This is a genomic window from Pseudidiomarina atlantica, assembly GCF_000753735.1.
Lineage (GTDB): Bacteria > Pseudomonadota > Gammaproteobacteria > Enterobacterales > Alteromonadaceae > Pseudidiomarina > Pseudidiomarina atlantica.
The window spans coordinates 222,348-238,594 of the sequence record NZ_JPIN01000001.1 but is presented as its reverse complement, the minus strand read 5'-3'; the positions used below and the strand labels follow the sequence as shown (position 1 = coordinate 238,594).

The following is a 16,247-nucleotide window of genomic DNA, read 5'->3' as shown; positions in this document are numbered from 1 at the left end:
ATGCCAACAACAATGTTCAAGAAAATCTCACTGGTCGTTGCCATCCAGCTTGGATTGGTGGGGGCTGCAGTTGCCTTACCGCCAGCGCATCAAATCGATGAATTACCTGACCTCGTTCAGGAAGAACAACACTCTGTTGTGAGTCAGCGAGTGACGACTTATTTCACGCGTTATCACTTCAAGAACATGGAACTTGATAACGTCCTGTCAGAAGAGATACTTGAACGTTATTTAGACATGCTCGATTACAATAAAATGTTTTTACTACAAGCCGATGTTGAGCAGGCCGCAGAGTATAAACATTTGTTTGACGACATGATCCACTCAGGCAAATTAAGCCCCGCTTATTCATTGTTTGAAAAGGCGATGGAAAGAAGCTTCGAGCGCTATACCTATGCACTCGAGCTGCTTGATGAAGAACAGCCTTTTGATTTTGAGAAAGCCGACGATAAGTACTACTTTGATCGTGAAGATGCTCAGTGGGCAACGAGTGAAGCAGAGCTAAACGAGCTATGGCGTCAACGCGTCAAGTTTGATGCGCTGAACTTAGCCATGACTGGAAAAGAATGGCCGGAAATCGTCGAAACCCTGGGTAAACGCTACAACAACGCGTTGTTGCGATTAACGCAAACCAACAGTGAAGACGTCTTTCAAACCGTTATGAATGCCTTTGCGCGTAGTGTTGAGGCACACACCAGTTATTTATCACCGGCGAATGCTGAGCGTTTCGAACAAAATATGAACCTCGAACTTGAGGGCATCGGTGCGGTGTTGCAATCGGAATATGATTACACTGTCATTCGTAGTCTGGTACCTGGCGGCCCCGCTGATCAAACCGGCGAAATCGCGCCTGAAGACCGTGTGGTAGGCGTAGCTCAAGGTGACGACGAAGATGCTGAGTTTGTCGATGTGATTGGTTGGCGTTTAGACGAAGTGGTCGAGCTCATCAAGGGTCCTAAGGGTACCACGGTGCAGTTGCAAGTTTTGAAAGCAAATCAAACTGCAAGCGCAACGCCGGAGGTGATCTCCATTGTCCGCGATAAGGTCAAACTCGAGGATCGTGCCGCGAAGCTCGAGGTGAAGACGATGGAAGAGGGCACCTACGCAGGGCGAAAGCTTGGCGTAATAAACGTGCCGAGTTTCTATCACAATGTGAGTGGCGACGTACAAAAGTTGATTGACGAAGCGCAAGCTGCGGGTGCTGAAGGCATTATTATGGATTTGCGTAATAATGGCGGTGGCTCTTTGCAAGAAGCGATTCGTCTGACGGGTCTATTTATTTCCTCGGGTCCGGTAGTGCAAGTAGCCGATGGCAGTGGCCGTCGCGAAGTAAACGGCGATCGCGACAATGAGATTCACTATGATGGGCCCTTGGTCGTGATGGTCAACCGTTATAGCGCCTCAGCCTCAGAGATTTTTGCGGCGGCGATGCAAGACTATCAGCGTGCACTCATCGTTGGTGAGCAAACCTATGGTAAAGGTACTGTCCAGCAACATCGAGGACTGCAACGCCGCTTTGACTTTTTTGATGAGCCGATTGGTAGTGTGCAGTACACAATAGCGAAGTTCTATCGGATTAATGGTGGCAGTACGCAAATGCGAGGTGTGGTGCCAGACATTGCTTTCCCAACTGTGATGGATAATGAGGATTTCGGCGAGAGTGCGCTCGAGAATGCACTGCCTTGGAATCAACTTGACTCCGCTGATTTTGAGCAAGTGAATGCGATCGATACCAGTTTGGTAGAAAAACTCAAACGGTTAAATGATAAGCTTATCGCGGAAAATCCTGAGTTCAATTATGTGCTTGAAGATGCAGCTGAATATCAAGCTGAAAAAGACAAAACTTGGACCAGTTTAGTCATGTCTGAACGCAAAGCTGAGGAAGAAGCTGACGAACAAAAAGCGCTGGTGCGTGCCAATGAACGCCTTGCGCGCTTGGGTATGGAACCGATTAAAAGCCTTGATGAGATGCCAGATGACTTTGAACAACCGGATCCTTACTTAAACGAAACACTCGTGTTAAGCTTCGAGTTGATTGATGACTTAAAGATCGCCATGCAATAACCCTCGCATGGTAAAGAAAAGCCGCCTTAGGCGGCTTTTTTGTAGAATAATAATAAACAACGGAAAACAAGGGTTATGAAAACTCCTAAAACTATCACGGGTCGCTGGTCGAGCCGTCTTGCCTTTATTCTGGCTTCTACCGCTGCCGCAGTAGGTCTAGGTAATATCTGGAAATTCCCTTACATCACCGGTGAAAATGGCGGTGGTGCATTTGTTCTTGTCTATCTGCTTTGTATTGCCGTTATTGGTATTCCTATTATGATGGCGGAAATTATCATTGGCCGCCGCGGACGCCATAGTCCAGGTATTGCAGCGGCTACAGTTGCAGCGGAATCAGGTCGTAGTCGCAAGTGGGCGATCACTGGCTGGATTGGCATGGCCACCGGCTTTTTAGTCCTTAGTTTTTACGCTGTCATCGCTGGTTGGGCGCTGGCCTATGTCGGAGAAGCTGCCAGTGGGGCGTTTGTTGACAAAAACGTAGAACAAATCAGTGGTCTTTTCGGTAGTTTAGTCAGCTCGGCTGAGCGTTTGTTACTCTGGCACGGTTTAATCCTTATTGCCGTTGCACTGGTCGTCGGCCGTGGGTTAAAAGACGGCTTAGAAAATACCGTGCGGTGGATGCTGCCGGTGATGGTCGCATTGCTTATTGCTATCGCTATCTATGCTGCATCCATAGGTGACTTCGCCGGTGCCATTAACTTCATGTTTGCGCCGAATTTTCAAGACTTAACCGTAAATGGTGTCTTGCTAGCCTTAGGTCATGCCTTTTTCTCATTGGGTTTAGCTTCAGGTGTTGTCATCATGTACGGCGCTTATTTGCCGCGCGAGACGTCAGTAGTACAGACCACCTTATGGGTTGCACTTGCAGATACACTCGTTGCATTGCTCGCAGGTCTTGCTATCTTCCCCATCGTTTTCGGTAGCCAATTAGCGCCAGAAGCGGGGCCTGGTCTCATTTTCCAGAGCTTGCCAGTGGCTTTTGCTAGCATGCCAGGCGGTCAATGGGTAGGTACGCTGTTTTTCGTCATGTTGGTCATTGCCGCATTCACTTCGGCGATCGCCATGATTGAATCTGCTGTCGCATTTCTCCAAGAGAAGTGCGATTGGGGTCGTTGGCGCGCTACGTTGGTTGCTGTCGTCGTACTTTGGTTACTGGGGCTGGTCACGATCTTTTCGTTCAGTGGCGCAAGCTGGACACAGCTTGATTGGCAGTTACCGGGCAAAGTAATTACCAATTGGTTCGACTTAATCGACTATGCGACCGGCTCAATTCTGTTACCATTAGGCGGTTTATTATTGGCTCTGTTTAGTGGTTGGGTGATGACGCGCGCTGCGAGTCAAGACGAAATGGATACCCATCCACGAGTCTATCAACTCTGGTTGCTACTGGTGCGCTGGGTCGCTCCAGTCATTATTATTATTATTTTTCTGCAGCTCATCGGTGTCGTGAGCTTTTAAAGAATAGAGACAACTATGCACAATCGTTCACTTTCAGCTTTTAAAGAACCAACGCTGCTGCAAGCCGCGTTACCACTTGTGGTATTGATTATCGCACTCGCTACTTCAGTATACCTTTTCGGTGAAGATTCCTCTTACGGGCCTAATCAAATTGCTCTATGGGTTGCCGGTGGCGTTGCTGTCATTATCGGCTTCGTGAATAATTATCGCTGGGAAGACATCGAAGAAGGCATAAAAGAGGGCATATCAGTAGCCCTTGGTGCATTGTTAATTATTCTTGCGGTGGGTTCATTGATTGGTACCTGGTTGTTATCGGGTACGGTGCCAACTATGATTTACTTTGGTCTTGAGCTGCTGAGTCCAAGCTGGTTCTACGCGGCAAGCGCACTTATTTGTGGCATTATTGCGTTAGCCATAGGCAGCTCGTGGACAACGGCTGCAACCATCGGTGTTGCCCTCATGGGGGTTGCGGCAGGGATGGGCTTATCACCTGCGATCACAGCTGGAGCCGTGGTATCTGGCGCTTACTTTGGTGATAAAATGTCACCGTTATCGGATACCACCAACTTAGCACCAGCCGTCGCCGGTACTGAATTGTTCGCTCACATCCGTTATATGGCCTACACCGCAGGTCCAGCTTATATAATTGCGCTAATTATTTTCACTTTATTGGGCTTAAACGTCGACGGTAGTGCGACCGCTTTGCAACTCGAGACCATGCAGTTAGAGCTCAACAATGCGTATAACATTGGCTGGGAAATGCTGATTCCACTGGTGGTATTGTTGGCGCTTGCGGCAACGCGCAAACCCGCTTTACCCACGGTATTTTTTGGTGCGTTACTCGGTGGGGTCTGGGCGGTCTTCTTTCAGCCTGACTTGATCACCCAGCTCGCGGGAGAGGATTCAGGTATTGCCACCTTAAAAATGGTATGGCTGGCCATGACTGATGGTATCGCCGTTGAGACCGGTAGTGAACAACTTGATTCACTGCTCAGCGGTGGCGGTATGTCGAGTATGCTCAATACTGTCTGGCTGATCTTAAGTGCGATGGCATTTGGTGCCGTGGTTGAGAAGATTGGCTTGTTAGAGCGTCTGATTTCAGGTGTACTCGGTTTCGCCAAATCAACGGGTAACCTGATCACAGCAACGCTTTTCACCTGTTTTGGTGCGAATTTATTGACGGCCGATCAATATATGGCCATCGTGATTCCCGGCCGCATGTTCCGTGAAGAGTACGAGCGTCGCGGTTTAGACCCGCGGGTCTTATCGCGTACACTGGAAGACAGCGGTACCTTAACTTCCGCACTTATTCCGTGGAATACTTGTGGTGCATTTATGATGGCAACACTGGCCATCAGTCCACTCGAATATGCGCCTTTCGCGTTCTTTAACTGGCTAACGCCGCTAGTCGCGATGTTCTACGGATATACCGGTATTAAAATTCTTCGCCGTGAACCTAATGTGCAGCAACAAGCTGCAACCGCTTAAGTTTTTTCCGGCACAGCAGTTAAGAGGAAATAATGAGTCGTAAAGCAGTCCAATACCGGAGCGATTATCGCGCTCCGGCCTTCACCATCGACCAGCTAGACCTCCATTTCGATCTCTCTGAACAAGCCACTGAAGTACGCGGTCTCATGCGCGTTCGACGGCAGGCGAGTGGAGCACTCCATTTGCATGGCGAACAACTTCAGCTAAAGCATCTTAAAATCGATGGCCAAGTGCTGGCTAGCGACCGCTATGAGGTCAGTGACACCGAGCTGCGCATTGATGATGTACCTGATGCCTTTGAGCTTGAAATAGTAACGGTTGTGAATCCAAGCGCGAATAGTGCCCTTGAAGGGCTCTATCTATCGGGTGGGGCATTTTGTACACAATGCGAAGCAGAAGGCTTCCGCCGCATCATGTATTACCTTGACCGGCCTGATGTACTCGCCGTGTTTACCACTACTGTTGTGGCCGATGCGCAACGTTATCCGTTTTTACTCGCCAACGGCAACCTTATCAAAGAGGGGCAGCTGGATGACGGCCGCCATTTTGCCACTTGGCATGATCCGCATCCAAAGCCCAGTTACTTGTTTGCCCTTGTCGCCGGTGACTTTGATCGCATTGAAGACCATTACACTACTATCGAAGGGCGCAAGGTTAAACTCGAGATCTTCGTCGATAAAGGTAATGCCCAACGGGCAGAGTATGCAATGGGCGCGCTTAAGCGGTCGATGCAATGGGACGAACAGCGGTTCGGCTTAGCCTACGATCTCGACCGATACATGATCGTTGCGGTCGACTTTTTCAACATGGGCGCGATGGAAAACAAAGGGCTCAATATCTTTAACTCCAAGTATGTGCTAGCGAGCCAAGAAACTGCAACGGATTGGGATTTCATTCATGTTGAGTCGGTGATCGGTCACGAATATTTTCATAATTGGACAGGTAATCGGATTACCTGTCGCGATTGGTTCCAATTATCGCTGAAAGAGGGCTTAACCGTATTCCGCGACCAAGAATTTAGTGCTGATCTGGGATCACGAGCGGTGCATCGTATTGATGCGATAAGAGTGATGCGGAGCCACCAATTCAATGAAGATGCAAGCCCGATGGCGCATCCTATTCGTCCTGACAAAGTGCAAGAAATGAATAATTTTTACACTGTCACGGTGTATAACAAGGGCGCTGAAGTGATTCGGATGCTGCATACTTTGCTGGGTGAACAAGGATTCCAAGCAGGTATGCGACTTTACCGTGAGCGTCACGATGGCCAAGCGGTCACCTGTGAGGACTTTGTTGCAGCGCTCGAAGACGCTAATCAGTCCGATTTAAGTCAGTTCCGCCGTTGGTACAGTCAAGCAGGGACACCTGAAGTTACCATCACGCAAAAATACGATGCAGCGACGGAAACTCTCGAGGTGCACCTTCGTCAACAGACCCCAGCGACACCGGGCCAGACGGCGAAACAAGCAGTGGTTATTCCGATACTTTTGAGTGCCTACAGCCAACAGGGTGAACGTATCGAATTGCAGGGCGAGCCAAATGTCGTGCGTCATGAAAGCGGCAGTCAGCTGCTCGTTTTCGATTCTGCTGAAATGACCGTATCCTTCAGCAATGTCAAGACTCAACCGGTGCTGGCTTGGCTTGAAAACTTTAGTGCGCCAGTAAAATTAGAGCAGCCCATTAGTGTTGAAGAACTGGCTGTATTGCTCGGCCATGCGGAACAAGAAGTCACCCGATGGGAGGCCGCACAACGTATCTTCATCACTTTACTACGTCACGCGGTCGCGCAATCAGCGCAAGTGAAACTGAGCGAACTCGAGCGCCGCGCATTGCAACAAGTATTAGAAGCAGACCTTGATCCTGCTCTGGTGGCGATGATTTTGACGCCACCAAGTGCAGAAGAACTCCTCGAATACTATCCATCAGCGATTCCACTGGCAGCGATTGAGCTTGCCACACGCTCGCTGGAATACCAGTTGGCCGTTCAATTACAACAGCCATTGGCAGAGTGCTTTCAACGTCTACAGCCAAAAGATGATGATTTGTCGGCGCGAGCAATGGCTGAGCGTGCGTTGAAGAATCGATGCCTACGTTTGCTCGCCGCAGCTCAACCAGAAAACTTTAACGATGTGGTCGAGCAACAAGCATTACGCCAAGGCAATATGACACAGCAACATGCGGCTCTTGAAATCGCCGTACACCAGCAGTTACCTTGTAAGACGGCAGTTTTAGCTGAGTTTGCCAAGCAATGGCAGAGCACTCCGCTAGTCATGGATAAATGGTTTGCGGTACAGGCAAGTGCAGTGCATGAGCACACGGTGAGCGATGTCGAGCGCCTGCTCGAGCACGAGGCATTTAACCTGCGCAACCCCAATCGCGTTTATTCATTACTGGCGACCTTTGCGCGCAACAGTTTGCGCTTTCATCAGCAAGATGGTGCCGGGTATCAATTATTGCAACGCATAATTACCCAATTGAACACCCTGAACCCGCAGGTTGCTGCGCGCTTGATTACGCCGTTCCTACAGTATAAAAGGTTCGATGAAACACGCTGCGCAAACATGCAAAAAGTGCTTGAAGAGCTTAAAGAAATTCCTCAGTTAGCGACCGATTTAGAAGAAAAAATCAACCTTGCACTAGGGATTTAACAACGATTCTCCTCATATCCATTCATAAACTTGACATAAAGATGTTCAGACCGCGTAAAACGTGGTCTGAACACTCGTTTTTACCCTTAATAAACATTGAATAGCTGAACTAAATGTCCGACAATAAAGGGCGTTACAAATTCAGTAACATTTTTCTCCAGTTGCGTTCTATTTTTCTTAGGTTACAAGGATACATAGCATGAACTCCGTTGGCGAAAGCCAGACCCCCGTCATACTGCAAAAAGTGGCCGCGCTCATCCAAAAAAGAGCAACCGACCGTGCGAATGTCATCGAAGATTTTGCCATGAGGATGTTTCGTACCGTCTCACATGACGAACTTGCGCAACGTAACGACAGCGATTTGTACGGTGCCATTATGGGGTTATGGCACAGCTTTAACGAATATCACCCAGGCGAGAAAGCACTTATCAAGGTTTATAACCCTGAGGTAGCACGTCACGGCTGGGAATCTGCTCATACCATTATTGAAATTATTCAAAGCGACATGCCGTTTATGGTCGACTCGATCCGTATGGCACTGTCGCGTTTGGGCATCAGCTCACATTTGTTTTTACACCTACCGTTGAGTCATGAACGCGACAGTGAAGGGCGTATTACCAAACTATTGAAAGCCGGTACTCGTGGAGAAAATGAAGTCGATACAGTGTTCTTGATCGAAATTGACCGACAGAATAGTAAAGACGCGATTGCCCAGCTCAAGCGTGAAATGGCCTCGGTCATGGACGATGTGACCTATGCGGTTTCCGATTGGCAGCCGATGCGCGAACGCATGCAACAAATCGCCGATGAGCTCAGTGATATTAATTACCCTGGCGATAAGAAACAATTACGCGAAGCGCAGCGATTCTTACAGTGGCTCGCCAAAGACAATTTCACCCTGATGGGCTATCGTCGCTACGATTTAAAAGCGATTGAAGGGGATTATCTGATCCGCCAGAACGCAGAGTCGAGCCTTGGTTTGATGCGAAAGTCAGCGAATAACAAAGAGCGCCTCATTTCATCATTGCCAGAAATGGCCCGTGAACGCACCTTCGATGATGCGTTGTTGCTCGTCACTAAGACCAATGCGAAATCTTTAGTTCATCGTCCTGCTTATTGCGATTACATTGGCGTCAAACGCTTTGATAAAAACGGTAAAGTTATCGGTGAAGACCGTTTTATCGGTCTCTATTCGAGTAGCTTCTACAATAACAGTGCACGGGACGTACCGCTTGTCGGCGACAAAATTCGTCGAGTGATGGAGATGTCAGGATTCGCACCGACCTCCCACGCCGCCAAAGCGCTGTTGAATATTCTTGAAACTTACCCGCGCGATGAAATCGTGCAAGCTAGCGAAGCCGACCTGTTAGATGTAGGCGTTGGTGTGCTGCAAATGAAAGAACGTGACATGACCCGAGTGTTTGTCCGCCGTGATATTTTCGGACGTTTTGCCTCATGTATGGTGTATGTCCCGAAAGAGCGCTACAACACGCTTTTGCGGCAGAAAACCCAAAGCATTTTAGCGAACACTTTTAACAGTCGTTACGACGTGGAATTTACCACGTATTTCTCAGAATCAGCGCTTGCTCGCACGCACTACACAGTGAAACTGGGCGAACAGGTACAGGACATCGACGTGAAAGAATTGGAACAGAATCTTATTGAAGCGGCCCGCACTTGGGAAGATAACTTCGAACGCATTTTACACAGTACTTTTGGTGACTCAAAGGCGAACGCACTCAACAAAAAGTATGCAAATGCATTCCCACGGGCTTACAAAGAAGAGGTTTTACCGTCAATTGCCATTGCTGATATTCAGCAGTTGGAAGCACTCGACAAAGACCACAAGTTGGGTATGTTGTTTTACCGCTCACGCGAAGATAATGAGCAAAGCAAAAACGTACGACTCAAATTATTCCACAAGGACGAACCCATTCATTTGTCTGATGTGTTGCCGATGTTGGAAAACTTCGGTTTGCGGATCATCGGTGAGAGTCCCTATCAAATTAAAGCGACCAATGGCGAAATCTACTGGGTGCTCGACTTCCAGATGCTGCACAGCAACGCAACGCTGGACCTCGAAGCAAGTCGGGACTTGTTCCAGAACGCGTTTGCACGGGTTTGGGACGGCCACTACGAAGATGACGGTTTTAACCGCCTCGTTTTAAGCGCCGGTCTTACCGGTCGCCAAGTGATTATTTTGCGGATGTTTGCGAAATACATGCGACAAATCGGTACGACCTTTAGCCAAGCTTACATCGAGAGTACTTTTGGCAAGTATCCGTTAATTGCCACACTCATCGTGAAGCTGTTTCATGCCAAGTTCGAACCGGCAACGAAAAGCCGCGACAAAAAAGTTGAAGCGCTTGAAACGCGTATCACCAGCGAACTGGACAACGTCGCCAACCTTGATGACGACCGTATCATCCGTCGCTATGTTGAGCTGATCCTAGCTGCACAACGCACTAACTTCTTCCAAAAAGATGCAAATGGTCACGAAAAACCTTACATCTCAGTGAAGTTTATGCCGGAACTGGTGCCTGAGATGCCGTTGCCGTTGCCAAAATATGAAATCTTCGTCTATTCACCACGCGTGGAGGGTGTCCACCTGCGCGGTGGCAAAGTGGCACGAGGCGGCTTGCGTTGGTCCGACCGCCGCGAAGATTTCCGTACCGAAGTGCTTGGCCTAGTGAAAGCGCAACAGGTCAAAAACACTGTTATTGTGCCAGTGGGAGCCAAAGGCGGCTTCTTCTGCAAGCAGTTACCTGAAGAGCGTGAAGCGTTCTTTGAAGAGGGTAAAGAGTGTTACCGCACCTTTATTCGTGCGCTGCTCGACATTACCGACAACATTGTAGCTGGTGAAGTGGTACCGCCGAAAGATGTGGTACGTCACGATGAAGACGATACCTACCTGGTTGTTGCTGCCGACAAGGGCACCGCGACCTTCTCTGATATCGCCAATGGTATTTCGGCAGAGTATAACTTCTGGTTAGGTGATGCTTTCGCATCTGGTGGTTCAGTGGGTTATGACCACAAAAAAATGGGCATTACCGCTCGGGGTGCATGGGAATCGGTCAAACGTCACTTCCGTGAAATCGGCGTAGATTGCCAGACGACCGAGTTTACCGCTGTGGGTATTGGTGATATGGCCGGCGATGTATTTGGTAACGGTATGTTGTTATCGAAGCACACTCGCCTTGTGGCTGCATTCAACCACATGCACATTTTTATTGACCCAGAACCGAATGCGAAGAAGAGCTATGCCGAGCGTGAACGCATGTTTGCCTTACCGCGCTCTTCGTGGGACGACTACGACCGTTCAGTTATTTCGGAAGGTGGTGGTATTTTCCTACGCTCAGCGAAAGCGATTGAACTGACACCGGAAATGAAGAAGCTGTTCAATACGCAAAAGAAATCAATGACGCCAACCGATATGATCCGGGCCATTTTGACCCTGCCAGTCGATTTACTTTGGAATGGTGGCATTGGTACGTACGTGAAATCTACCAAAGAAAGCGATGGTGACGTGGGCGACCGTGCCAACGACGCGCTGCGTGTTAACGGCAAAGAATTGCGGGCGAAAATTGTCGGCGAGGGCGGTAACCTTGGTTTCACCCAACTGGGTCGGATTGAGTACGCAGCCAATGGCGGACGTATCAATACCGATGCTATCGATAACGTAGGCGGCGTTGACTGTTCAGACAATGAAGTCAATATCAAGATTCTATTGAATGGTTTAGTTGCCAACGGTGACCTGACCCGCAAGCAACGTGACCAATTATTGTATGACATGACCGATGAAGTGGCACAAATCGTGCTACGTGATTGTCACCGTCAATCACAAGCTATTTCAGTCACCTCAATTCGCGGTTCTGAACAAGTCAAAGAGTTACAGCGTTTCATGCATCATCTTGAGCGTGAAGGGCAGTTAAACCGTAGCCTCGAATACTTGCCGGATGACGATGAGTTAGCGGAACGCCAAGCGTCGGGACGTGGCTTCACCCGCCCTGAACTTGCGGTCATTACCGCCTACGGGAAAATGGTTTTGAAAGAAGAATTGCTTGATGATACGATCATGGCAGATCCCTTCCATGCGCGTTCATTGATGAATGCCTTCCCGAAACCATTGCAAGAACCTTATGCGGAAGCGATGGAAGCGCACCCGTTGCGCGCGCAAATCATCGCAACACGCTTAGCTAACAATATCGTTAATGACATGGGCCCGAATTTTGTCTTCCGTAACATGGAAGAGACTGGTGCCACAGCAGCAGAAGTCGCTGCGGCTTACGTGGTCGGCCGTGAATGTTTCAACTTGCGCGGCTTAATGGAGCAAATTGAAGCAGGTAATAACAAGATCCCTGCAGATATGCAGAATCAAATGCTGTTCCAATTACGCCGTAACGTGCGCCGTGCAACGCGTTGGTTGCTACGCCACCGTCGTAACGAATTGTCGAGTATTCAAGCGAATATCGATTTTTACATGCCGGCCTTTAATGACCTGCGTAAGAATGCGTTGGAATACTTAGTCAAAGATGAGCGCGCAGGTATCGAAAAAGAAATCGCGCGTTATACCAATGCGGGGGTTCCGGCTAAGTTAGCAGAGCAAATAGGTACGCTTTCGACACTGTTCTCAGCGCTAGATATTGCTGATATCGTGCATGAAACTTCACGGAAAGTGGGCACTGTTGGTTACGCCTATTTTCACTTGGGCGCACGCGTGTCACTGCATTGGTTCCTTGAGCAAATCAACTCGCAACCGGTGGACAACCACTGGCAAGCGTTGGCACGTACAGCGTTCCGCGAGGAGCTTGATTGGCAGCAACGCTCACTTACATTGAGCATGTTGAGAGGCAGCGATCCGAAAACCGACGGTTTACAGACGTTGGACAACTGGCTAAGTGAAAATAAGGTCTATGTCGATCGTTGGCAGCACATGTTGTCTGATTTCCGTACCAGCAAAACCCATGAGTTCGCGAAGTTCTCTGTAGCCTTGCGTGAATTAATGTTGCTGAACCACAACTGCTCACCGGTGACGGCATAAGATGTATAACTTAGCGCGGCAATGGCTGTTTCGGAAGGACCCAGAACAAGCTCATGACATCTCAATGGGTCTTCTCAAAAAGTACGCCCATAGTCCCTTGGCTTGGTTTTGGCGCCAGAAGGTCAAAACTAAGCCAGTGCATGTCATGGGGATTGAGTTCCCAAATCCTGTTGGACTCGCCGCTGGTTTAGATAAAAATGCCGATTGCATTGATGCTTTTGCGCAAATGGGCTTTGGTTTTCTCGAAGTGGGCACGGTAACGCCGCGCCCACAACCTGGAAACCCCAAACCACGGTTGTTTCGCATTGAGCAAAAGCAAGCCATTATTAACCGGATGGGCTTCAACAATCACGGCGTTGATTATTTAGTTGAGCAAGTTAAAAACGCGCAATTTCGCGGAGTGCTTGGCATCAATATCGGTAAAAATAAAGATACCCCGGATGCCGAAGCACTCAGTGATTACATTATATGTATGCGCAAGGTCTACCCATTCGCGTCCTATATTACCGTGAATATTTCTTCGCCTAATACGCCTGGCTTGCGCTCGTTACAACACGGCGAGGCACTCGATCAGTTGCTGGCTGGATTAAAAAAAGAGCAGATGGCGCTGACTACTAAGCATGGTAAATACGTTCCCTTAGCGGTCAAAATCGCACCCGATCTGAGCAATGAAGAAATCAAACAAATGGCACAAGCGCTGCTTAAACATGAAATAGACGCCGTGATTGCGACCAATACCACGCTTAGTCGAGAAGCGGTGAAAGGCTTGCCTTTTGCCGATGAAGCTGGTGGTCTCAGTGGTGCTGTCCTATTTGAACAAAGTACCGCGGTGGTTCGGCAGTTATCGGTTTTGCTCAATCAAAAAATTCCGATTATCGCGGTAGGGGGCATCGATTCCTATAGCAGTGCCAAGGCAAAACTGGCTGCAGGGGCAAGCTTGGTGCAGGTATATACGGGCTTTATTTATCAGGGTCCAAAGCTGATTGCTGATATCGTTAATCGCTTGTAAATTTGTCGTATCTTAGCTATGTTATGGCACAACGCATAACAATAAGAAGGTAAGCAAAGTGCACGCATCGCAACATTGGCGCTGGAACTTCGATCCCGAACATGAACAGCTCAGCGTTGAACTCGATCACGGGTTAGTGCACAAGTGTCCCTATAAAGCCTCTCGGCTTATTCCTCTACAGCCCACGCATGCAGCTTTTAGCATGGAAGATGCGGCAAACTACCAAGAATTTTACGATGCACTTTCAGCTTATGAACTCTGGGAGCCCATGCTGCTCACTCAAGCAGCCTTGAACCGCACTATATTAATGCGTTTCGGGCGCCCACAAATGCCACAGAGCTGGTACTTTCAAACCTGCATCGAAGTGCCTAATTATGACCTCGAAATGGGCGCACTGGTGGAGCTTAATTCCGGCATCGAAACTGGGGTGTTTGCGATCATGAGTATTGATGCGGAATTCGCTGAGTGCATGCTTTTAAGTTCATCGATGACCTTATCAGAGGTCAAAATCATGCAGCAATTTGATGCGATAAAGGTTTTGCGCAATCGCTTACAACCAAGTCATTACCTGCAAATGAGCTATGACGACGACCACTTGCGTCACGCGTAAACTGCTACTTGCAGCAGTCGCTGCGTGGGGCTTGATTAGCTGTTCACCTATGCTTGAAAAATCCAATCACCAATCAACTTCAGAGTCGTTCGAAGTTACCTTGCGGATCATGGAAACCAGTGATGTTCACGGGCAACTGCTAAGTTATGATTACTTTGCGGGAGCCGACAAAGAACAACAAGGTTTGATCGCCACCGCAGCCGTTATTCAAGCAGCGCGCGCTGAGCAGCCATTAAATGTTCTGATTGAAAACGGCGATCTCATTCAGGGCTCAGCACTCGCTGACTGGGCGGTACAAGATCTCCCAGTCGCTACCGCGACACATCCCATCATTGCAGTGCTCAACGCCTTAGATTATGACGTAGCAAACTTGGGCAATCATGAATTCAATTTTGGCTTAGATTACTTGTGGAATACCTACCGTACTGCGGAATTCCCGGTCATTAGCGCTAATCTCAATTGGCAAAGCAAGGCTGCTCCTGAGCTACAGCAAAAGATTCAACCAACCGCTTGGCTGAACCGTGAAGTTAACACGCCGCATGGCACCATTCCTTTAAAAATTGCCGTCATTGGTGTATTACCACCGCAAATTAACCAGTGGGATCAGCATCATCTGCAAGGCAAAGTTTCGGCGACGGCAATGGTCAGTGCCGCAACAACTGCAGTGCGAGAGGCACAAGCGCAGCAAGCTGATGTCATTATCTTAGCGGCACACACTGGTATGCCAAAGCAAACCCCAAATCCGCACGATGATGAACAAACCGGTTGGCTGTTGGCTGGGATTGAAGGTGTAGATGCGCTGTTATTGGGGCATCAACACGAGGTCTTCCCTGGTACCTCAGTTTATGACCAACTCGCAGAAGTCGACAGCAAGGCGGGGACGGTGCGCGGTATTCCAACGGTGCAGCCGGGATTATACGGTAGTCATTTGGGTGTTATCGACTTACAACTAGCTTACGATAAACAACAGCAACGTTGGCAGCGCTCAGGTTTCAAGGTCAGTGCGCGTGCTGTACAACATCACCGCGAGGCGGCAGCTGAATTAGTCGCTCTGGTGGAACCAGCGCACAAAGCTACACTGGCCTTTATGCAACAGCCAGTGGGAACCACTAAACATGCACTAAGTTATCGCACCGCGCGTTGGCAACCGAGTGCTGCAGTGCAGTTTGTTCAGCGCGCGCAATTGTGGCAAGCGCAACAACTGATTCGTGCAAGTGGTTTACCTGAAAGACCGTTGCTAAGTGCTGCAGCGCCTTTTGATGCTGCCTTTAGCGAGGCTGGCACCGCCACCACCGTTGCCGCTGGAGCTTTGACGCGCGGTGCTATTGGCGATCTATACCGCTACCCAAACACGCTCGACGTAGTTGAGCTTAATGGTCAGCAATTAAGGGACTGGCTTGAACGCAGTGCGGAAGCTTTTGTGCAAGTAAACGAGGGGACGCAAGCAGACTGCTGGCAGGTGCTGAATCAAGATTTTCCGCATTACAACTATGACACCATTTTCGGTCTTGATTATCAGATTGACCTTTCACAGCCGGTAGGTCAACGCATTCAAAATTTACGCTGGCAGGGCAAGGCAATTGATGTAACACAGCTGTTTTATGTTGCGACGAATAATTATCGTGCAAACGGTGGTGGAGATTTTCCACACTTAACCGGTGAGAGAACAGTTGCACGTGGCGCAGATATGCTTGGTGATGTGTTGTTAGGTTATTTAGCAGCGTTGCCCGAGCGAGCTTATACAGAAGAAACTGAAAATCATTGGCAAGTAATTGGTTGCGGGGGCAGGATTTGAACCTACGACCTTCGGGTTATGAGCCCGACGAGCTACCAGACTGCTCCACCCCGCGTCCGATGCTGCGCATGTTACCAGTGTTCTGAGGAATAGCAATCACTAAGTTGTTCAATCGCTGATAAATTGACCATTAT

The 16,247-nt window shown here is 48.9% G+C and carries 8 protein-coding genes and 1 tRNA gene; 8 read left to right on the top strand and 1 reads right to left on the bottom strand.

What is annotated here, in order from left to right:
* The 8 genes from prc (at position 1) to IDAT_RS13085 (ending at position 16,113) form a co-directional block, all read left to right on the top strand.
* Positions 1 to 2,064 (top strand): carboxy terminal-processing peptidase, encoded by a 2,064-nt coding sequence (gene prc / locus IDAT_RS01150; protein ID WP_034729431.1) that lies wholly within the window; start codon positions 1 to 3, stop codon positions 2,062 to 2,064.
* A 75-nt stretch (positions 2,065 to 2,139) separates the two neighbouring features.
* Positions 2,140 to 3,522 (top strand): sodium-dependent transporter, encoded by a 1,383-nt coding sequence (locus tag IDAT_RS01145; protein WP_034729429.1) that lies wholly within the window; start codon positions 2,140 to 2,142, stop codon positions 3,520 to 3,522.
* A 15-nt stretch (positions 3,523 to 3,537) separates the two neighbouring features.
* Complete coding sequence (gene nhaC / locus IDAT_RS01140; protein ID WP_034729427.1) at positions 3,538 to 5,010, top strand: Na+/H+ antiporter NhaC; 1,473 nt, start codon at positions 3,538 to 3,540, stop codon at positions 5,008 to 5,010.
* A 32-nt stretch (positions 5,011 to 5,042) separates the two neighbouring features.
* Positions 5,043 to 7,658, top strand: coding sequence for an aminopeptidase N (gene pepN, locus IDAT_RS01135; RefSeq protein WP_034729425.1), 2,616 nt, complete (start codon positions 5,043 to 5,045; stop codon positions 7,656 to 7,658).
* 199 nt (positions 7,659 to 7,857) lie between these two features.
* Positions 7,858 to 12,699: an NAD-glutamate dehydrogenase gene (locus tag IDAT_RS01130; RefSeq protein ID WP_034729423.1), complete on the top strand. Its 4,842-nt coding sequence runs from the start codon at positions 7,858 to 7,860 to the stop codon at positions 12,697 to 12,699.
* Between the two features lies 1 nt (position 12,700).
* On the top strand, positions 12,701 to 13,708 hold the full coding sequence (pyrD, locus tag IDAT_RS01125) for a quinone-dependent dihydroorotate dehydrogenase (RefSeq protein ID WP_034729421.1): 1,008 nt from the start codon (positions 12,701 to 12,703) through the stop codon (positions 13,706 to 13,708).
* Between the two features lie 58 nt (positions 13,709 to 13,766).
* Positions 13,767 to 14,318, top strand: coding sequence for a cell division protein ZapC domain-containing protein (locus IDAT_RS01120; protein ID WP_034729419.1), 552 nt, complete (start codon positions 13,767 to 13,769; stop codon positions 14,316 to 14,318).
* On the top strand, positions 14,290 to 16,113 hold the full coding sequence (locus tag IDAT_RS13085; RefSeq protein ID WP_081909703.1) for a bifunctional 2',3'-cyclic-nucleotide 2'-phosphodiesterase/3'-nucleotidase: 1,824 nt from the start codon (positions 14,290 to 14,292) through the stop codon (positions 16,111 to 16,113). Before IDAT_RS01120 ends, IDAT_RS13085 begins: the two co-directional genes overlap by 29 nt.
* On the opposite strand, the gene IDAT_RS01115 is transcribed toward IDAT_RS13085, so the two are convergent.
* Positions 16,092 to 16,168: transfer RNA gene (locus IDAT_RS01115), tRNA-Met, on the bottom strand. The genes IDAT_RS13085 and IDAT_RS01115 overlap by 22 nt on opposite strands.
* Positions 16,169 to 16,247: the final 79 nt, after the last annotated feature.

Excerpts from the sequence above, each read along its gene's own strand:
- prc (WP_034729431.1), top strand. The coding sequence starts at position 1 with ATGCCAACAACAATGTTCAAGAAAATCTCACTGGTCGTTGCCATCCAG.
- nhaC (WP_034729427.1), top strand. The coding sequence starts at position 3,538 with ATGCACAATCGTTCACTTTCAGCTTTTAAAGAACCAACGCTGCTGCAA.
- pepN (WP_034729425.1), top strand. The coding sequence starts at position 5,043 with ATGAGTCGTAAAGCAGTCCAATACCGGAGCGATTATCGCGCTCCGGCC.
- IDAT_RS01130 (WP_034729423.1), top strand. The coding sequence starts at position 7,858 with ATGAACTCCGTTGGCGAAAGCCAGACCCCCGTCATACTGCAAAAAGTG.
- pyrD (WP_034729421.1), top strand. The coding sequence starts at position 12,701 with ATGTATAACTTAGCGCGGCAATGGCTGTTTCGGAAGGACCCAGAACAA.
- IDAT_RS01145 (WP_034729429.1), top strand. The coding sequence starts at position 2,140 with ATGAAAACTCCTAAAACTATCACGGGTCGCTGGTCGAGCCGTCTTGCC.
- IDAT_RS13085 (WP_081909703.1), top strand. The coding sequence starts at position 14,290 with ATGACGACGACCACTTGCGTCACGCGTAAACTGCTACTTGCAGCAGTC.